This window comes from Duganella sp. Dugasp78 (assembly GCF_059491455.1).
This window is the reverse complement of sequence record NZ_CP168506.1, coordinates 2,876,780-2,894,685: the sequence shown is the minus strand read 5'-3', so window position 1 is coordinate 2,894,685 and position 17,906 is coordinate 2,876,780. Positions and strand designations below refer to the sequence as shown.

Genomic DNA, 17,906 nt, shown 5'->3' with positions numbered 1-17,906 from the left:
ATCCGCGATCTAGCGTGATTCATCCGCCACGCGGAATCGGCGACATCATTCGATGTCAGCTGGAATGGTTGAAATTTGGAGGATGAGATGATCCTGCGTACACGCCTGCTCACCGTCACCACCGCCGTCGCCGCCGCGACGTCGCTGCTGACCGTCACCGCGACGCTCGCGGCAGACCAACTGATGGCCCCTCCGGTCGACACGCTCACGTCGCAGGACAGTTCCGGCCTGGTCGCGCAACTGGCGGCGATGGATGCCGCGGCCAGCGCGTCGCCGGACCTGGGCTTCCGCATCAGCAGCCTGCATCCTGGCGTGGCCGGACAGAAGATCGTCCGCGCCCAGCATACCTACAAAGGCTTGCGCGTGTTCGGCTCGGAGTCGGTGGTGGTCACCAACGCCGCCGGCAAGATCGTCAGCGTATCGAGCTCCGACCGGCGCGGCCAGCTGGCCGCCGGCCTGGCACCGTCCTCCATCAGCGACACGGTACCGACGCTGAGCGCCACCGACGCCATTACCGTATCGGCGAATTCCATCGCGCCGCGCGGCACCCACCGCTGGCCACCGAGCGCCGAGCTGGTGATCTATCCCATCGTGAAGACGGTACGCATGCCGTCAGCGGCGGGCAAGCCTGAATCCGAGCTCAATGCGCTGGACGTCGAAGAGGTGGTGGACAATTACCAGCTGGCCTACTACGTCAAGCTGCGCATGGCCGAAGACGGCAAGCCGGTCTACTACGACACCATCGTCAATGCCAAGACCGGCGCCATCATCGCGCAGTGGCAGGCGCTGAAAACGGTGGTCGGCACCGGCAACAGCCAGTTCAATGGCGTGGTGCCGATCAATACCTCGCAGTCCGGCAGCGGCTACCAGATGCTGGACGACACGCGCGGCATCGGCGGAAAATTCGGCGGCATGGCGATCACCAACGCCAACCACAGCTCCTCCAACAATCCCGATCCCGGCGCAATCTACAGCAACAGCGGCAATACCTGGGGCGACGGCAAGCAGTACATCGACGGCGGCAGCACCACCAACGCCAACGGCCAGACCGCCGCCGTCAACGCGCTGTGGGGCTTGATGAACACCTACGACGCCAACAAGAACGCGCTGGGCTGGCACTCGCTGGACGGGAACAACACCGCCACCTACATCGCCGCCCACGTCGACACGGCCTACGACAATGCCTTCTACGACGACAGCTGCAAGTGCATGTACATCGGCGACGGCTCCAGCTTCTACAGCCTGGGTTCCATCGACGTGATCGGCCACGAGATGTCGCACGGCGTTACCGCATCGACGGCGGACCTGACCTACTCCGGCGAATCGGGCGGCTTGAACGAATCGAACTCCGACATCGGCGGCGAAATGGTCGAGGCCTATGCGCGCGCGGGCGGCACCGGCGCCATGATCCCGGCCACCGGCAACGATTGGATGATGGGCAAGGAGATCAGCAAATCAGGCCAGCCGCTACGCTGGATGTACAAGCCGAGCAAGGACGGCCACAGTCCCGATGCCTGGAGCAGCTCCATCAAAAACCTGGACGTGCACTACTCCAGCGGGCCCAATAACCGCATGTACTACTTCCTGTCGCAGGGCTCCAGCGGCGATCCCGCTTCCGACTACTACAGCAAATACCTGGTCAAAAATCCCGCCGCGATGACCGGCGTGGGCAACGACAAGGCTTACCGGATCTGGTTCAAATCGCTGACCACCAAGTTCACCTCATCGACCAACTACGCCGACGCCCGCGCCAAGGTACTGGCGTCGGCGCAGGAGCTGTACGGGACAGGCTCGAAAGAGGCGATCGCCGTGCAGCGCGCCTATGCTGCGATCAACGTCGGTGCGGACGTCGACGAGACCACGACCGGCGGCGGTGCTACCGAGCGGGTGACCAACGGCGGCTTCGAGAACGGCAGCACGGGTTGGCACGGCAGCACCGGCGTGATCGGCAGCTTCGCCGATCAGCCGGCGTATGAAGGCACGCGCAACGCCTGGTTGGGCGGGAACGGCCGCACGGCGACCGAAACGCTGACCCAGGCGGTGACAATTCCAGCGGCCGCCACGTCGGCGGCGCTGAGCTTTGCGCTCCACATCGACACCGACGAAACCAAGCCTGCGGTTTTCGACCGGCTGGTAGTCACCATGAAGAGCAGCACAGGCGCGGTACTGCGCACGCTGGCCACCTGGTCCAATCTCGACGCCGCCGACGGCTACCAGGTCCGCAGCTACGACCTGATCGCCTACAAGGGCCAGACTGTGACACTGTCGTTCGCCATGCGGGAGGACCGCTCCAAACAGACCTCCTTCGTGCTCGACAAGGTCAGCCTGATAACGCAGTAATCAACGCAGGCTGACGAACACCGGGTTCGAATAGAACCACAGGCTGCGGTAGTTACGGTCGTTGATGTCGTTGAAGCGCGCCGTGTTGTCGGTGGTGCCGGTGCGCTGGTCCGCCAGCGGTTCGCCGTCCTGGGTCAGGCCGGCGACGTCGGTGCCGAGGTTGGTTCCGCGCAGGCGGTAGTACTGGTTCCTGTTGGCGGTGGTTTCGTAACTGATGCTGAAGTAGCCGTCCGCATCCACCTTCCAGTCCGCGCTGGTGAAGCGCTTCACCACGCGCGTGCTGGCGTTGGTGGCCACGCTGTAGGCGGCGCTTCCCGGCGTGGCCTTGGCGTTTACATCGCCGACGATCAGGTCGACATGATCGACCACCGGCTTAACGTTGGCGGCGGTGCCGCTGTCGACCGGCTTTTCGTAGTTGTTCTTGGCCGGCGACTTGAAGCGGATAGTGATCGTCAGCTTGTCGCCGCTGACGACCTTCAGTTCCCCGCCCATCTCCTTGCGGTCATCCTTGCTGGCCAGGTTGAAATCCAGCGCGTTGATCAAGTCTCCGTAGACCGAGAACATTTTGCCGGAGCGCAGACCTTGCAGCACGTCCTTGGCGGCGGGCTGGCCCTGGCCGCTGTTGAAGACGTAGTTCTTTGCATACTCGCCGGGGAAGTAGCCGCTGCTGTTGCCGCCAACGATTTTGAAGTGCGTGTCCGAATCGGTCAGGTTCCAGATGCGGCGACCTTCGCCGAGCAGAGCATCCCACGTGCCGCCTACCTTGGCGACGATGTAGTCAACGCCGCCGTAGGCGCGCAGCGGCGCGTTCTCCGGCGTGTAGGCGGCCGTGTAGCCGCCACGGTCCGGCTCCATCTGGTTTCCGACCATGCCTTCGATGGCGAACACGATGTTCGGCGCGATGTCATTGAAGCGGCGGAAGTCATCAATGGTGTAGCTGCCCTTGTTGCGCGATGGGTGGTTGACCACGGCGTAGCTGGTGTCCGGATAGTTGTCCTTCAACCAGCTGATGGCCTTCAGCGCGTCGTCGGCGGTGGCGTTGTAGCGCGTGGCGCCGTACTTGGTCTTCCACGCGGCGACATCAGCGGCGTCGAACAAAGCGGCATCGCGAGTGGTGAACAGGTATTCGAATTCCTTCATGCCCTTGGTGCTGGCGGCCAGTTTGTCGCTGCCCTCGAACAGGCCGATGCCGATGTGATCGTGGGTCGGCATATCCCATTCGAAGCCGGAGAAGATCAACTTGTCGGCGTAAGTGCCGGCCGCCTGCAAGGCCTGCACGCGCGGGATCTCGTAGCGCTCGACGCCGGTCGACAGCGGAATCGCCGCCGGCAGCGTCGCACCCTTCTCGTCGCGCGACGACAGGCGCAGGTGGTTACTGATCGCCATCCAGTCCAGGCCATAGGTGGTGAAGGCCTTGCCCAGCACCTTGTCCAGCGTCTGGCTCACATCGGTGTCGGGAGATTGCGTGGTATGGGTATGCAGGTCGCCGGCGATCCAGCGGCCGCTAGGCACCGGTGGCACGACGACGGCCGCTGGCTGGTCGCCGCCGCAGGCGACGGCGGTCAACAGGATGGCAATGGCGGTCGGAATCAGCAATTGGCGTGGACGAAAATGGGAGGCAAGCGACATGATAAATGAGTCCTGAAGTGGATGCGGAATTCGGCACACTAGCATTGGCGTATTACCTGCCTGTGACTTGGCGGCTAGCGTAAAACTGCTATGATCGTCGGCTGGCGCAGACCAGGATCCGCGCAGCCACGCAAATCAAACCAGGGATATAGAAATGACTATTGGCGGAAAAACCATGGAAGAGGCTTTGGCCTCGCTGTCCGACATGACCGTGGGCGCAGTCCCCATCGGCAAGGACGAACACCTCCAGCGCCTGGCGCGCGCGCAGGCTTACATGCGCGACCAGGGCATCGCGGCGATCTACGTCAACGCCGGCTCCAACATGACCTACTTCACCGGCACCAAGTGGCACGCCAGCGAGCGCATGGTCGGCGCCATCCTGCCGGCCAGCGGCGCGGTGGAGTACATCGCCCCCGCTTTCGAAGAGAGCACGCTGAAGGACTTCATGCTGGTCGAGGGTAACGTCAACACGTGGCACGAGCATGAGAGCCCATACCAGCTGTTCGTCGACACGCTCAAGCGCATGGGCATCGCGCCGGCGGCTGCGGGCGGCGTTGCGCCGCGCGTCGGCATCTGCGAGAGCGCATCCTTCTTCATCTACGACGGCATCCGTCCGCTGGCCGACGGCTACGCATTGGAAAACGCCAGCAAGGTCACGGCCCACTGCCGCACCCGCAAGTCCGCCAACGAGATCGCGCTGATGCAGCGCGCCAAGGACATGACGCTGGCCGTGCACGTGGCCACCGCCAGCATGCTGCGCGAAGGAATCACCACGGTCGAAGTGGAGGAGTTCATCAACCGCGCGCACCGCAAGGTCGGCGCTTCCGGTTCCTACTTCGTGATCGTGCTGTTTGGCGAGGCGACTGCTTATCCGCACGGCGTAAGCTATGTGCAAACGTTGCAATCGGGCGACACTGTGCTGATCGATACAGGCTGCAAACTGCACAACTACATTTCCGACATCACGCGCACCTATGTGTACGGCGACATCAGTGAGCGTCAGCGTTCGGTGTGGAACAGCGAGAAGGCGGCGCAGCTGGCGGCCTTCAATGCAGCGCAGCTGGGCGTACCGTGCGAGCAGGTAGACATGGCGGCGCGCCGTTCGCTGGAGGCGGACGGCTTCGGCCCCGGCTACAAGCTCCCTGGCCTGCCGCACCGCACCGGCCACGGCATCGGCCTCGATATCCACGAATGGCCGTATCTGGTCGGTGGCGACAAGACGCCGCTGGACGTGGGCATGTGCTTCTCGAACGAGCCGATGATCTGCATCCCCGGCGAATTCGGCGTGCGCCACGAGGACCATTTCTACATGACTGAAAATGGTCCGAAGTGGTTCACCGAACCCGCGCACAGCATCGACGATCCGTTCGGCCTGCGCAAATAAGGCAAAGGTGGCAGCGGTCTTTACTGCTGCCGCCGTTTCAGCGTTTGGTAGAAGTGCAGCGGTACGGTCACGGGGATCTCGTCGCCGTTCACGGCGCCGATGACGATGCGGTTGGAGTCCCAGCTTAGCCAGCGCGGGCCTTTGGGCTGGTAGATGCGCCCTTCCTGGCCTTCACCGGCAAGCACGAAGCCCGCCTGCTCGACGCGGCCAAGGAAGGCGATGCTGCCCGATGCCGTCACTGTGCCGCGCACCGGCAGCGAAAGGAACAACGACGGCAACATGCCACCCAAGCCGCCGAACACCACGTAAGGCAAGACGCCGGCCGGTCGCCACCATTCCAGCAATTGCACCGCCGCGAACAGGCAGACGATGATCCCCGACAGGATGGCCCAGTCGCGCGCGCTGCGCAGCGGGTTCATTCCGATCGAACGCCTGTTGATGGTACATGCCATGCCTGCCCTCCGTCGTTGTAAAGATAGCAGGCATTTTGCACCGGCGCTTGTGGAAAAGCCAGCCCTTGCCGGCTACCGCCAACTACCGCAGCGTTCAGCCGCGCTTCATTACCAAGGTCAGGATGTCGTAGCTGGCCACCAGTTCGTCATTCTGGTTGGTCACCTGCACATCCCACGCGACCACGCCCTGGCCAACGCCCTTGTCGTCGGTGCGGTTGCGGTCCACTTTGCGCTTGCAGGTCAGGCGCGCGCGGATGGTGTCGCCGATGGCCACCGGCGTGATGAAGCGCAGGTTGTCCAGGCCGTAGTTGGCCAGCACCGGACCGGGCGCCGGCGAGACGAACAGGCCGGCGGCGGCCGACAGCACGAAGTAGCCGTGCGCGATGCGCTTGCCGAACTGGGTGTCCCTGGCGGCGATGTCGTCGAAGTGCATGTAGAAGTAGTCGCCGGAGACCCCGCCGAAGTTGACGATGTCCGCTTCAGTCACGGTGCGGCGGTGCGTCAGCAGCGAGTCGCCCATTTTCAAATCTTCGAAGTAGCGGCGGAACGGATGGACTTCGCTTTCCTGCACTTTGGCGCCGCGCACGTATTCGCCGGTGACGGCGGCCAGCATGGTCGGCGAGCCTTGCACAGCGGCGCGCTGCAGGAAGTGGCGCACCGCGCGGATGCCGCCCAGTTCCTCGCCGCCGCCCGCGCGGCCAGGGCCGCCGTGCTTCAGCTGCGGCAGCGGCGAGCCGTGGCCGGTCGAATCAACCGACGCTTCGCGGTCCAGGATCAGCACGCGGCCGTGCGAGGCGGCGGCCATCGGCACGGCGTAGGCGGCGATGGCCGGCTCCTTGGTCACCAGCGTGGAAACCAGCGATCCCTTGCCGCGCGCGGCCAGCGCCAGCGCTTCGTCGATGCCGTTGTAGCTGATGATGGTGCTGACCGGGCCGAAGGCTTCGATGTCGTGCACGGCGTCGTTGCGCATGCCGTCGCGGCACAGCAGCAGCGTCGGCGAGAAGAAGGAGCCGTTGGCGACGCCGTCGCCCATCAGCTTGAAGCCGTCGCGTTCACTGAACAGCACCTCGTTGCCGCGCGCGAGCAGTTCGACGCGCTCGGCGACGTCGCGCTGCTGGTCCTTGGAGGCCAGCGCGCCCATGCGCACGCCCTCCACCGATGGGTCGCCGATGCTGACCTTGGCCAGGCGCTCGCGCAGGCGGGTGCCGACGGCGTCCACCATATTTTCCGGCACGATGATGCGGCGGATGGCGGTACATTTCTGGCCGGCCTTGCCGGTCATCTCGCGCGCCACCTCTTTGACGAACAAATCGAATTCGGCGTCGTCCGGCGTCACGTCCGGCGCCAGGATGGCGCAGTTGAGCGAGTCCGCTTCGGCGGTGAACGGCACCGAGTTGGCGATCAGGTTACGGTTGGTGCGCAGCTTGGCGGCGGTGTCGGCCGAACCGGTGAAGGTGACGACATCGGCGCCGCCCAAGCGGTCCAGCAGGTCGCCGGTGCCACCGATGACCAGTTGCAGCGCGCCTTCCGGCAGCAGGCCGGAATCGTTCATCATGCGCACCAGCGCTTCGGTCAGGTAGCTGGTGGCGGAGGCGGGCTTGCCGATGCACGGCATGGCGGCCAGGAAGCTCGGCGCGAACTTCTCCAGCAAGCCCCAGATCGGGAAGTTGAAGGCGTTGATGTGCACCGCCAGGCCGCCGCGCGGCACCAGGATGTGGGTGCCGGAGAAGCCGCCGTTCTTACCCAGCGCCATGGCCGGGCCTTCGTGCAGCACGTTCGACGACGGCAGCTCGCGGCTGCCCATGCTGGCGTAGGCGAACAGCGTGCCTGTGCCGCCTTCGATGTCGACCCAGCTGTCGGCGCGGGTGGCGCCGGTCAGGTGCGAGATCGCGTACAGCTCTTCCTTGCGGCTGGCCAGGTACAGCGCCAGCGCCTTCAGGCGCGCGGCGCGCTGCTGGAAGTCCATCTTCATCAACGCCGGCACGCCGGTCTTGCGGGCGTAGGTGACGGCTTCGTCGAAGTCGATCTTCTCGGCATGGGTGTGGTAGATCAGCGCGTTGTTCAAGGCGCTGTGCAGCGGCGCGGACGCTTCCGCGCCTATCCATCGGCCGCCGATCCAGCTTTGCAGGGTTGATGCCATGTTTATCTCCGTTCCTTATTTCGTTCGTTATGCTTGAGCGTTTTTATGCAGGTGCAGCGGCAGCGAGCTTTCCCACTCGATGCGCTTGCGGTCCGTTTCCACTTCGGTCAGCGCTTCCACTTCGCGCATGGTGTTCATGGAGCGTACCGCCAGTTCCTGGTACTGGCCGGTGCCCTCGGTCTTCCATTTGATCTCGTCGTCGCGCAGTTCGCGCGCCACCTTGGCCGGCGTGCCGACCACCAGGCTGCGCGGCGGCACCTGCATGCCGGCGCGGACAAAGCTCATCGCGGCGACAATGCTGTCGGCGCCGATGACGGCGTTGTCCATGACGACGCTGTTCATGCCGACCAGCGCGTTGCGGCCGATACGGCAGCCGTGCAGCACGGCGCCGTGGCCGATATGGCCGTCGCGTTCGACCACGGTGTCGCAGCCGGGGAAGCCGTGCATGACGCAGGTGTCCTGCAGGTTGGCGCCCTCTTCCAGGATCAGGCGGCCGAAGTCGCCGCGCAGCGCGGCCAACGGGCCGACGTAGCAACGCGGGCCGACGATGACGTCGCCAATCAGCACCGCGCTGGGATGCACGTAGGCGGTCGGGTGAACCACCGGGGTGACGCCGTTGATTTCGTAGACTTTGACCATATTCATTCCTCGTCGGAGTCATTCCCGCGCAGGCGGGAATCCATACTCAGCATGGACTCCCGCCTGCGCGGGAGCGACGTTATACGCGCTCGATTACCAGCGCTATCCCTTGTCCGACGCCGATGCACATGGTGCACAACGCGTAGCGGCCGCCGGTGCGTTCCAGCTGGTTCAGCGCCGCCAGCACCAGCCGCGCGCCGGATGCGCCCAGCGGATGGCCGATGGCGATGGCGCCGCCGTTCGGGTTGACGTGCGCCGCGTCGTCGGCCAGGCCGAGATCGCGCGTGACGGCCAGCCCCTGCGCGGCAAAGGCTTCGTTCAACTCGATGACATCCATCTGCTCGATGTTCAGGCCTACCTGCGCCAGCACCTTCTTCGATGCCGGCGACGGACCGAAGCCCATGATGCGCGGCGCCAGGCCGGCGGTCGCCATGCCCAGCACGCGGGCGCGCTTGCGCAGGCCGTACTGCTCGGCGGCGGCGGCCGACGCCAGCAGGATCGCGCACGCCCCGTCATTAACGCCGGAAGCGTTACCGGCGGTGACGCTGCCATCCGGCTTGACCACGCCTTTCAACTTGGCCAGCATCTCGACCGTGGTGTCCGGACGCGGATGCTCGTCGGTGTCGATGACCTTCGGATCACCTTTTTTCTGCACCAGCGTGACCGGCACGATTTCGTCCTTGAACACGCCGGCGGCATGCGCGGCGGCCCAGCGCTGCTGGCTGCGCACGGCAAACGCGTCCTGGTCGGCGCGGCTGATGCCGAATTCCTGGGCGACGTTTTCGGCCGTCTCCGGCATGCTGTCGATGCCATACTTGGCCTTCATCAGCGGATTGACGAAGCGCCAGCCGATGGTGGTGTCCTCGATCTTGGCAGCGCGCGAGAACGCGCTGTCGGCCTTGCCCATGACGAAAGGCGCGCGCGTCATGCTTTCGACGCCGCCGGCGATCACCAGCTGCGCCTCGCCGGCCTTGATGGAGCGCGCGGCGATGCCGACCGCGTCCAGGCTGGAGCCGCACAGGCGGTTGATGGTGTTGGCCGGTACATCGACCGGCAGCCCGGCCAGCAGCGCCGCCATGCGGCCGACGTTGCGGTTGTCCTCACCGGCGCCGTTGGCGCAGCCGTAGTAGACGTCATCGACCTTGGACCAGTCCACGCCGGGATTGCGGGCGATCAACGCGGCGATGGGCAGCGCGGCCAGGTCGTCGGCGCGCACGCCGCCGAGGGCGCCGCCGTAGCGACCGAATGGGGTACGGATGGCGTCACAGATGAAAGCGTCGTTCACGGAATCTCCTTAGGATTTAGGGCGCTGGTCGACCACACGGCGGGCCTTGCCCGTCAGCGTGCGTTCGATGCCGTTAGGCGCCAGCAGGCGTACCTTGGTGGTGACGCCGACATAGGTTTTGATGTGGTGCTCAAGCTCGCGCGACAGCGCCTCAACCTCGCTGTCAGCGACGCCGGGCCGCAACTCGGCCAGCACATCCAGCTTGTCGAGGTGGCCGTCGCGGCTGACCACCAGCTGGTATTGCGGCGCCAGTTTTGGCATCTTGAGTATCAGTTCTTCGATCTGCGACGGGAACACGTTCACGCCGCGAATGATCAGCATGTCGTCCGAGCGGCCGGTGATCTTGCCGATGCGACGCATCGAACGCGACGTGGCCGGCAGCAGCCGTGTGAGATCGCGCGTGCGGTAGCGGATGATGGGGAGTGCTTCCTTGCTCAGCGAGGTGAATACCAGTTCGCCCTCTTCGCCGTCCGGCAGCACTTCGCCGGTTTCGGGGTCGATGATCTCCGGGTAGAAATGGTCTTCCCAGATGACCGGGCCGTCCTTGCTCTCGATGCACTCACTGGCCACGCCGGGGCCCATCACTTCGGACAGGCCGTAGATGTCCACCGCGTCGATGCCGGCGCGCTGCTCGATCTCCTTGCGCATGGCGTCGGTCCACGGCTCGGCGCCGAAGATGCCGACCTTGAGCGAGCTGACTGCGGCATCAAGGCCCTGGCGCTGGAACTCCTCGATGATGTTCAACATATACGACGGCGTGACCATGATGATGGACGGCTTGAAGTCCTGGATCAGCTGCACCTGTTTTTCGGTCTGGCCGCCGGACATCGGGATCACCGTACAGCCCAGTCGTTCGGCGCCGTAGTGCGCACCGAGGCCGCCGGTGAACAGGCCGTAGCCGTAGGAGATATGCACCATGTCGCCGCGACGTCCACCAGCGGCGCGGATCGAACGCGCCACCACGTTGGCCCAGGTGTCGATGTCGTTCTGCGTGTAGCCGACCACGGTCGGTTTGCCGGTGGTGCCGCTGGAGGCGTGCACGCGCACCACCTGGTCCTGCGGCACGGCGAACATGCCGAACGGGTAGTTGTCGCGCAATTCCTTCTTGCCCGTGAAGGGGAACTTGGCCAGGTCGGCCAGCGTGTGCAGGTCGTCGGGATGGACACCGGCGGCGTCGAACACTGCGCGGTAGTGCGCGACGTTGTCATAGGCGTGCTTGAGCGACCACTTCATGCGCTGCAGTTGCAGCGCCTGCAGTTCGTCCTTGCTGGCGCGTTCGATCGGCTCCAGATCGGACGGCGCGGGGATGCGTTGAACCATCGGTATCTCCTCTTTACCCGGCGTGCTGCGGCACCGGCACGATATGGCCGCTGACGCGGTGCGATTTACCCCGGAACAGCGCAACGGTGCGGCCGTCCTGGTTGGTGACCTTGACGTCGTAGACGCCGCTCTTGCCGGCCAGCGCCTGCTCGCTCGCATCGGCGGTCAGCACGTCGTGCAGACGGGCCGGCGCGAGGTAGTCGATGGTGCAGGCGGCACCCACGGTGGTCAGGTTGTGGCTGTTGCAGGCGAAGGCGAAAGCACTGTCGGCCAACGTGAAGATGAAACCGCCGTGGCAGCTGCCATGACCGTTCAGCATGTCGGCGCGCACCGGCATCGACATGCGCGCGTGGCCGGGGGCGATGGCGTCGATCTTCATGCCCAGAGCTTGGGAGGCCGGATCGCTGTCGAACATGGCGGTGCCGACGGCTTGCGCCAGCGCCTGTGCTTCCTCGGCGTTGAGCGCGGGCGCGGCGGCCAGCGTGGCGGTCTTAGTCATGGAAACGCCCTCCCGAGGCTTGCTTGCGGCGCAGCAGCGGCGATACGCGGTAGCGGTCCTCGCCATAGCCTGCGGCCAGGTTGGACAGCACGGCGACGATCTGGCCGATGCCAACGGCGTCGGCCCAGGCCAGCGGGCCACGCGGATAATTGACGCCCTTCTGCATGGCGATGTCTGCGCCAAACGCATTGCACACACCCTGATTAACCGCGTCCGCCGCCTCATTGGCCAGCATGGCGACGGTGCGCATGACGGCCATGCCGGGCACATCGTCCAGCCGCGTGACGGTGAAGCCGGCCGCCTGGAACAGGCCGACCACGGCGTTGAAGGCCTCGGCCGAGCACTGGTCCGAGCAGCTGACGGCGATGCGCCTGGCGGTGGCGAAATCCAGCGCCAGGTCGAACAGCACCGTGTCCGGATGATGGCTGTCGTGCGCGCGCTGGGTGGCGCTGCGGCCGTCGGTCAGGTAGACGGCGGCGCCGTTGCAGTGGAAGGCCGGCGCGTCGTCGGTGCCGGCGGCGTGGCTGCGCGTTTCCGGCGTCTTGCGGTGCGAAACGTTGATGCCGGAGGCGCGCAGACGTGCAGCCAGCGCGTCGCAAACGGCGCCGCCGATCGCGTGCGACGGGCCGACCGCCGCACCCGGCTCGATGGTGTAGCTGACGAATTCCGGCTTCGGCTGCGCAGGCTCCGCCTGCGGTTGCGGCATTGCGGGGGCGGCATCGCCGTAGTGGTAGAAGCCACGGCCCGATTTACGGCCGAGGAAACCGGCGTTGACCATCTCCTGCTGCAGCACCGACGGCGTAAAGCGCGGATCGTTGAAGTAGGCGCCGAACACCGATTGCGTGACCGAGAAATTGACGTCGTGGCCGATCAGGTCCATCAGCTCGAAGGGGCCCATGCGGAAGCCGCCGCAATCGCGCATGACGGCGTCGATGGTGGCGGCGTCGGCGGCCTGCTCGTTGAGCAGGCGCCAGCCCTCCGCGTAAAACGGCCGCGCCACGCGGTTGACGATGAAGCCCGGCGTGGACTTGGCGTGCACCGGCTGCTTGCCCCACGCGGCGGCGGTGTCGTACACGGTCTGCGCGACGGCGGCATCGGTGGCCAGGCCGCTGATCACTTCGACCAGCGCCATCAAGGGCACCGGATTGAAGAAGTGCATGCCGACCAGCCGCGCCGGCATGCGCAGCCTGGCGGCGATGGCGGTGACGGAGATCGACGAGGTGTTGGTGGCGAGGATGCAGTCGTCGGCCACGATGGCTTCCAGGTCGGCGAACAGCCCACGCTTGACGTCGAGGTTTTCGACGATGGCTTCAACCACCAGCGCGGCATCGGCGATGTCGTTCAGCGTAATGGCCGCCTGCACGCGGGCGATGGAGGCGGCGCAGTCGATGGCGCTCATGCGCTCCTTGGCCACCAGCTTGTTCAGCGCAGCGGCGATGTCGGACATGGCTTTGGCGACGGCTTCCGGCCGGGTGTCGAACAACTTGACGGTGTAGCCGGCGACGGCCGCCACCTGGGCGATGCCGGCGCCCATGGCGCCGCTGCCGATGACGGCGACCGCGCGATCGGTGTGAAGAGCTGCCATCTTATTTCCCCTTGAATTGCGGTGCGCGCTTTTCCATGAAGGCGGCCACGCCTTCGCGGTAGTCGTCGCTGCGACCCAGTTCGCTCATCATTTCGCATTCCAGCGCCAGCTGCTGCTGCAGCGAATTGTGCGGGCTGCAGTGCAAGGCTTGTTTGGTGAAGGCCAGGCCCTTGGTCGGCGCGGTGGCGAAGTGGCGCGCCATGGCCTGCGTTTCGGTGGCCAGTTCGTCGTCCGGCACGGCCTTCCAGATCAGGCCCCAGGACTCGGCCTTCTCGGCGCTCAGTTTATCGCCCAACATGGCCAGGCCCATGGCGCGCGCGCTGCCGATCAAACGTGGCAGGAAGTAGGTGCCGCCGGTGTCGGGGATCAGGCCCAGTTTGCAGAACACCTCGACGAAGGACGCGGATTTGGCGGCCAGCACGATGTCGCAGGCCAGCGCGATGTTGGCGCCGGCGCCGGCGGCCACGCCGTTGACGGCGCAGATCACCGGCATCGGCAAGGCGCGCAGGGCCAGCACCAGCGGGGCGTAGTTCTTTTCCACCGAGTCGCCCAGGTCGACCGGGCGCGCGCCCGGCTCCACCGCGCGGTCCGACAAGTCCTGGCCGGCGCAGAAGCCGCGGCCGGCGCCGGTCAGCACCATCACGCGCACGCTCTTGTCGTGGCTGATCTTGTGCATGGCGTGGCGCACTTCCTCGTGCATGGCCTGGGTGAAGCTGTTGAGCTTATCGGGGCGGTTCAGCGTCAGCGTGGCGATGCCGTCGCTGATGTCGAAGAGGATGTTCTCGTAGTTCATGGCGTCTCCGGTGGGATGTCTTTATTCGGCCTGGTCGAAGTCGATGACGACCTTGTCGGTGATGGGAAAGCTCTGGCAGCTCAGCACATAGCCGCGCGCGATTTCGTAGTCTTCCAGCGCGTAGTTGACGTCCATGTCGACTTTACCTTCCAGCAGCTTGCAGCGGCAGGTCGAGCACACGCCGCCCTTGCAGGAGTAGCGCATGTCGATGCCGGCCTTGAGGCCCGCGTCGAGCAGCGATTCCTTGTCCTGGTCCATGGTGAAGCTGGTGGCGTTGCCGTCCAGGATAACGGTGACTTCGGTTTCCTGGCGTCCCGCCTGCGGGTCGACCGCGCGCGGCTTGTGCTGGTGCTTGGGGATGCTGGCGGCGAACAGCTCGATCTTGATCTGCGCCTTCGGCATGCCGGCTTCCTGCAGGGCCTCCGAGACGCCGAGCATCATGTCTTCCGGGCCGCAGATGAAGGCGACGTCGATGTCTTCCACCCACACCCAGTGTTTCAGGAATTGCGCGGCCTTCTCCTTGGTGATGCGGCCGTTGAACAATTCGATATCCTGCTGCTCACGGCTCATCACGTAGGCCAGCTTGAGGCGCTCCATATAGGTGTCCTTCAGGTCGGACAGCTCGTCCTTGAAGATCACCGACGACGAGGCGCGGTTGCCGTAGAAGAGCGTGAAGCGGCTGTGCGGCTCGGCCGCCAGCGTGGTCTTGATGATCGACAGGATGGGCGTGATGCCGCTGCCAGCGGCGAAGGCCAGGTAGTGCTTGCGATTGGCGGCGTCGAGCGGCACGTTGAAGTGGCCCATCGGCGGCATCACATCGAGCGTGACGCCGGGCTTGATGGTGTCGTTGGCCCAGCTGGAGAACAGCCCGCCCTGGGTGCGCTTGATGGCTACTCGCAGCGCGCCTTCCTGCACGGCGGAGCAGATCGAATACGAGCGGCGCACGTCTTCATCGCCGATCTGGGCGCGCAGCGTCAGGTGCTGGCCTTGCTGGAACTGGAAGCTGTCTCGCAGCTCGGGCGGCACGGCGAAGGTGACGGCGATGGTGTCGCGCGTTTCGTTGCGCACTTGCGAGACGGTCAGCGGGTGGAATTTGCTCATGATCTTTTTAGTGGCATTTGAAGTAGTCGAAGGGCTCGCGGCAGTCCAGGCATTTGTACAAGGCCTTGCAGGGCGTGGAGCCGAACTGGCTGGTGATTTCGGTGTGATTGGAGCCGCAGTTGGGGCAGGCCACCGTCAGGCGCGGCTGCGCGCGGCGCGAGATGGCGGCATGGGCGCCCGCTCCGGCGCGCAGGCCGCTGATGTCGATCACCTGCTGCGCCGGCGGGGCGATGCCGTAGCCTTGCAGCTTGGCCTTGCCCTCTTCGCTCATCCAGTCGGTGGTCCAGGCTGGGGAGAGCTGGTTTTGCAGGCGCACGTCTTGCAGGCCGTGTGCGTGCAGCGCGTCGGTGATGGCGTCGGCGATCACCTGCATGGCCGGGCAGCCGGAGTAGGTCGGCGTGATGGTGACGGTGCAGGCGCCGTCGGCTGCCAGCTGCACGTCGCGCACGATGCCCAGGTCGACGATCGAGATGACCGGGATTTCGGGGTCGGAGACCTCGGAGAGCCAGGCCCAGATTTGCTCGGCATGGGCTCCCGCGTGCGCGGGAGCGACGGTCTCGGAGGCGGTGGTCATCGCGGGCCTCTTACCAGGTGGCGCCGGGATAGGCGCGCTGCAGGAACTGCATCTCGGCCAGGATGTAGCCCAGGTGCTCGCTGTGGCGGCCTTGCTTGCCGCCGCTTTGCATCCAGGCGTCGGCCGGCGGCATGGTCAGCGTGGCTTCGGCCAGGATCTCGGCCACGTGCGCCAGCCATTGCGTGCGCAGGTCGACGGCGGCGGGCGCCACGCCTTCGGCCACCATCGCCTCGTCGATGGCGTCGTAGGCGAAGACTTCGCCGCTGTACATCCACAGTTCGTTCACGGCCGCCTGCGTCTTGGCGTGGCTGACGTCCGTGCCGTCGCCCAGGCGCACGATCAAGTCGCCGCTGCGGCGCAGGTGGTAGGTCACTTCCTTCAGCGATTTCTCGGCGATGGCGGCGATGCGCGTGTCGCTGCTTCGCGTCAGGCCGACGATCAGGAAGTAGTGCCAGGCGTCGAAGAAGAACTGTCGCACCATGGTGTCGGCGTAGTTGCCGTTCGGTTGCTCCAGCAGCAGGCAGTTCTTGAAGTCGTGGGCGTCGCGATGGTAGGCCAGCTTGTCCTCGTCGCGGCCGGCGCCTTCCAGCTCGCCCGCGTACTCGTACCACAGGCGGGTCTGGCCCAGCAGGTCCAGCGCGACGTTGGTCAGCGCCATGTCCTCTTCCAGCGCCGGGCCCTTGCCGCACAGCTGCGACAGTTGCTGGCTCAGGATCAGGGCATTGTCGCCCAGACGCAGTAAATAATTTACCTTGTTTTGCACGGTGAGCCTCGCTTACAGGTTCTTGACTTCTTCCGGCATCGGGAAGAAGGTCGGATGGCGGTACACCTTGCTGTTGGACGGTTCGAACAGCGCGCCCTTGTCGCCAGGGCTGCTGGCGACGATGTCCGCCGCGCGCACCACCCAGATGCTGACGCCTTCATTGCGGCGGGTGTAGACGTCGCGCGCGTTGTTGACTGCCATTTCGGCGTCCGGCGCATGCAGGCTGCCGACGTGTTTGTGCGCCAGCCCGTGCTGGCTGCGGATGAATACTTCCCACAGTGGCCATTCTTTGCTCATATCATCTCCTTGTCGTTCCCGCGCAGGCGGGAATCCATAGTACGTGGGCGGCTCGCAATCGGCATGAACTCCCGCTTGCGCGGGAGTGACGGCGATAGTCAGGCTGCTTTGGCGGTGGCGTGTTTATCGGCGTGCGCGACCAGCGCTTCGCGGAACCAGGCGCCGTCTTCCCAGGCCTTGACGCGGGTGCGCAGACGCTCGCGGTTGCACGGGCCGTTGCCCTTCAGGACGTTGTGGAACTCGCTCCAGTCGATGGCGCCGAATTCGTAGTGGCCGGTGTCGGCGTTGAACTTCAAATCCGGGTCGGGGATGGTCAGGCCCAGGTACTCGGCCTGGGGCACGGTCTGGTCAACCATGCGCTGGCGCAGTTCGTCGTTGGAGAACAGCTTGATGCGCCACTGCGCCGACTGCGCGCTGTTGACCGATTCCGCGTCGGACGGGCCGAACATCATCAGCGACGGCCACCACCAGCGGTTGAGCGCATCCTGCGCCATGGCCTTCTGCTCCGGCGTGCCGTTGGCCAGCGCCATCATGATGTCGTAGCCCTGTCGGGCGTGGAAGGATTCCTCCTTGCAGACGCGGATCATGGCGCGCGCATACGGGCCGTACGAGCAGCGGCACAGCGGGATCTGGTTGATGATGGCCGAGCCGTCGACCAGCCAGCCGATCGCGCCCATGTCGGCCCACGACAGGGTCGGGTAGTTGAAGATGCTGGAGTACTTGGCCTTGCCGCTGTGCAGGGCGGCCAGCAGCTCGTCGCGCGACACGCCCAGCGTCTCGGCGGCGCTGTACAGGTACAGGCCGTGGCCGGCCTCGTCCTGGATCTTGGCCAGCAGGATGGATTTGCGTTTCAGCGTAGGCGCGCGGGTCACCCAGTTACCCTCGGGCAGCTGGCCGACGATTTCCGAGTGCGCGTGCTGGGAAATCTGCCGGATCAGGGTCTTGCGGTAGGCGTCCGGCATCCAGTCCTTGGCCTCGATCCTGACGCCGTCGTCGATGCGGGCCTGGAAGGCGCGCTCGTCGGCGGCCATGTCGTCCGCCGTGCGGACCGTGCTCAGGCCCGTCTCCACCATTTGTGCATACATCGCTGTCTCCTCATCGCTGA

Annotated in this window: 16 protein-coding genes; 2 read left to right on the top strand and 14 right to left on the bottom strand. The window is 65.4% G+C overall.

Translation table 11 applies throughout. The features are described from left to right. The first annotated feature begins 87 nt into the window (after window positions 1-87). Window positions 88-2,340: a M4 family metallopeptidase gene (locus ACEN9O_RS12850; protein WP_495617918.1), complete on the top strand. Its 2,253-nt coding sequence runs from the start codon at window positions 88-90 to the stop codon at window positions 2,338-2,340. On the opposite strand, the gene ACEN9O_RS12845 is transcribed toward ACEN9O_RS12850, so the two are convergent. Beyond that, a complete protein-coding gene (locus ACEN9O_RS12845; protein ID WP_495617917.1) occupies window positions 2,341-3,969 on the bottom strand; it encodes a CehA/McbA family metallohydrolase domain-containing protein in 1,629 nt (542 codons plus the stop codon). It abuts the gene before it with no gap. 154 nt (window positions 3,970-4,123) lie between these two features. Here ACEN9O_RS12845 and ACEN9O_RS12840 point away from each other — a divergent pair, with 154 nt between their 5' ends. Next, window positions 4,124-5,353 carry a M24 family metallopeptidase gene (locus tag ACEN9O_RS12840; protein ID WP_495617916.1) on the top strand — a complete coding sequence of 410 codons (1,230 nt, stop codon included), beginning with the start codon at window positions 4,124-4,126 and terminating at the stop codon, window positions 5,351-5,353. A gap of 20 nt (window positions 5,354-5,373) precedes the next feature. Here the strand turns inward: ACEN9O_RS12840 and ACEN9O_RS12835 are convergent, their stop codons facing one another. The 13 genes from ACEN9O_RS12835 to paaA all read right to left on the bottom strand — a co-directional run bounded on the left by ACEN9O_RS12835 (window position 5,374) and on the right by paaA (window position 17,886). Beyond that, a complete protein-coding gene (locus ACEN9O_RS12835) occupies window positions 5,374-5,805 on the bottom strand; it encodes a hypothetical protein (protein ID WP_495617915.1) in 432 nt (143 codons plus the stop codon). Between the two features lie 94 nt (window positions 5,806-5,899). Next, a complete protein-coding gene (paaZ, locus tag ACEN9O_RS12830; RefSeq protein WP_495617914.1) occupies window positions 5,900-7,945 on the bottom strand; it encodes a phenylacetic acid degradation bifunctional protein PaaZ in 2,046 nt (681 codons plus the stop codon). Between the two features lie 27 nt (window positions 7,946-7,972). Then, the gene (paaY, locus tag ACEN9O_RS12825; RefSeq protein ID WP_495617913.1) at window positions 7,973-8,584 is read right to left on the bottom strand and encodes a phenylacetic acid degradation protein PaaY; all 612 of its coding nucleotides are present in this window, start codon (window positions 8,582-8,584) and stop codon (window positions 7,973-7,975) included. 79 nt (window positions 8,585-8,663) lie between these two features. Continuing rightward, complete coding sequence (gene pcaF / locus ACEN9O_RS12820) at window positions 8,664-9,869, bottom strand: 3-oxoadipyl-CoA thiolase (protein ID WP_495617912.1); 1,206 nt, start codon at window positions 9,867-9,869, stop codon at window positions 8,664-8,666. 9 nt (window positions 9,870-9,878) lie between these two features. Beyond that, window positions 9,879-11,189, bottom strand: coding sequence for a phenylacetate--CoA ligase PaaK (paaK, locus tag ACEN9O_RS12815; RefSeq protein WP_495617911.1), 1,311 nt, complete (start codon window positions 11,187-11,189; stop codon window positions 9,879-9,881). A gap of 13 nt (window positions 11,190-11,202) precedes the next feature. Continuing rightward, window positions 11,203-11,688 carry a hydroxyphenylacetyl-CoA thioesterase PaaI gene (gene paaI, locus ACEN9O_RS12810; protein WP_495617910.1) on the bottom strand — a complete coding sequence of 162 codons (486 nt, stop codon included), beginning with the start codon at window positions 11,686-11,688 and terminating at the stop codon, window positions 11,203-11,205. After that, window positions 11,681-13,273, bottom strand: a complete 1,593-nt coding sequence (gene paaH / locus ACEN9O_RS12805) for a 3-hydroxyacyl-CoA dehydrogenase PaaH (protein ID WP_495617909.1) — start codon at window positions 13,271-13,273, stop codon at window positions 11,681-11,683. Before paaH ends, paaI begins: the two co-directional genes overlap by 8 nt. Window position 13,274: 1 nt before the next feature. Next, a complete protein-coding gene (paaG, locus tag ACEN9O_RS12800; protein WP_495617908.1) occupies window positions 13,275-14,066 on the bottom strand; it encodes a 2-(1,2-epoxy-1,2-dihydrophenyl)acetyl-CoA isomerase PaaG in 792 nt (263 codons plus the stop codon). 21 nt (window positions 14,067-14,087) lie between these two features. Continuing rightward, window positions 14,088-15,167, bottom strand: a complete 1,080-nt coding sequence (gene paaE, locus ACEN9O_RS12795; protein WP_495617907.1) for a 1,2-phenylacetyl-CoA epoxidase subunit PaaE — start codon at window positions 15,165-15,167, stop codon at window positions 14,088-14,090. Window positions 15,168-15,174: 7 nt separating this feature from the next. After that, a complete protein-coding gene (gene paaD, locus ACEN9O_RS12790; protein ID WP_495617906.1) occupies window positions 15,175-15,741 on the bottom strand; it encodes a 1,2-phenylacetyl-CoA epoxidase subunit PaaD in 567 nt (188 codons plus the stop codon). Between the two features lie 10 nt (window positions 15,742-15,751). After that, a complete protein-coding gene (gene paaC, locus ACEN9O_RS12785) occupies window positions 15,752-16,504 on the bottom strand; it encodes a 1,2-phenylacetyl-CoA epoxidase subunit PaaC (protein ID WP_495617905.1) in 753 nt (250 codons plus the stop codon). A gap of 12 nt (window positions 16,505-16,516) precedes the next feature. Next, on the bottom strand, window positions 16,517-16,801 hold the full coding sequence (paaB, locus tag ACEN9O_RS12780; protein ID WP_020701068.1) for a 1,2-phenylacetyl-CoA epoxidase subunit PaaB: 285 nt from the start codon (window positions 16,799-16,801) through the stop codon (window positions 16,517-16,519). Between the two features lie 98 nt (window positions 16,802-16,899). After that, the gene (gene paaA, locus ACEN9O_RS12775) at window positions 16,900-17,886 is read right to left on the bottom strand and encodes a 1,2-phenylacetyl-CoA epoxidase subunit PaaA (protein WP_495617904.1); all 987 of its coding nucleotides are present in this window, start codon (window positions 17,884-17,886) and stop codon (window positions 16,900-16,902) included. Window positions 17,887-17,906 lie beyond the last annotated feature (20 nt).

What these genes read in the sequence shown, in the direction of transcription:
- ACEN9O_RS12850 (WP_495617918.1), top strand. Translation starts at nt 88, where the DNA reads ATGATCCTGCGTACACGCCTGCTCACCGTCACCACCGCCGTCGCCGCC.
- ACEN9O_RS12845 (WP_495617917.1), bottom strand. Translation starts at nt 3,969, where the DNA reads ATGTCGCTTGCCTCCCATTTTCGTCCACGCCAATTGCTGATTCCGACC.
- ACEN9O_RS12840 (WP_495617916.1), top strand. Translation starts at nt 4,124, where the DNA reads ATGACTATTGGCGGAAAAACCATGGAAGAGGCTTTGGCCTCGCTGTCC.
- ACEN9O_RS12835 (WP_495617915.1), bottom strand. Translation starts at nt 5,805, where the DNA reads ATGGCATGTACCATCAACAGGCGTTCGATCGGAATGAACCCGCTGCGC.
- paaZ (WP_495617914.1), bottom strand. Translation starts at nt 7,945, where the DNA reads ATGGCATCAACCCTGCAAAGCTGGATCGGCGGCCGATGGATAGGCGCG.
- paaY (WP_495617913.1), bottom strand. Translation starts at nt 8,584, where the DNA reads ATGGTCAAAGTCTACGAAATCAACGGCGTCACCCCGGTGGTTCACCCG.
- paaK (WP_495617911.1), bottom strand. Translation starts at nt 11,189, where the DNA reads ATGGTTCAACGCATCCCCGCGCCGTCCGATCTGGAGCCGATCGAACGC.
- paaI (WP_495617910.1), bottom strand. Translation starts at nt 11,688, where the DNA reads ATGACTAAGACCGCCACGCTGGCCGCCGCGCCCGCGCTCAACGCCGAG.
- paaH (WP_495617909.1), bottom strand. Translation starts at nt 13,273, where the DNA reads ATGGCAGCTCTTCACACCGATCGCGCGGTCGCCGTCATCGGCAGCGGC.
- paaG (WP_495617908.1), bottom strand. Translation starts at nt 14,066, where the DNA reads ATGAACTACGAGAACATCCTCTTCGACATCAGCGACGGCATCGCCACG.
- paaE (WP_495617907.1), bottom strand. Translation starts at nt 15,167, where the DNA reads ATGAGCAAATTCCACCCGCTGACCGTCTCGCAAGTGCGCAACGAAACG.
- paaD (WP_495617906.1), bottom strand. Translation starts at nt 15,741, where the DNA reads ATGACCACCGCCTCCGAGACCGTCGCTCCCGCGCACGCGGGAGCCCAT.
- paaB (WP_020701068.1), bottom strand. Translation starts at nt 16,801, where the DNA reads ATGAGCAAAGAATGGCCACTGTGGGAAGTATTCATCCGCAGCCAGCAC.
- paaA (WP_495617904.1), bottom strand. Translation starts at nt 17,886, where the DNA reads ATGTATGCACAAATGGTGGAGACGGGCCTGAGCACGGTCCGCACGGCG.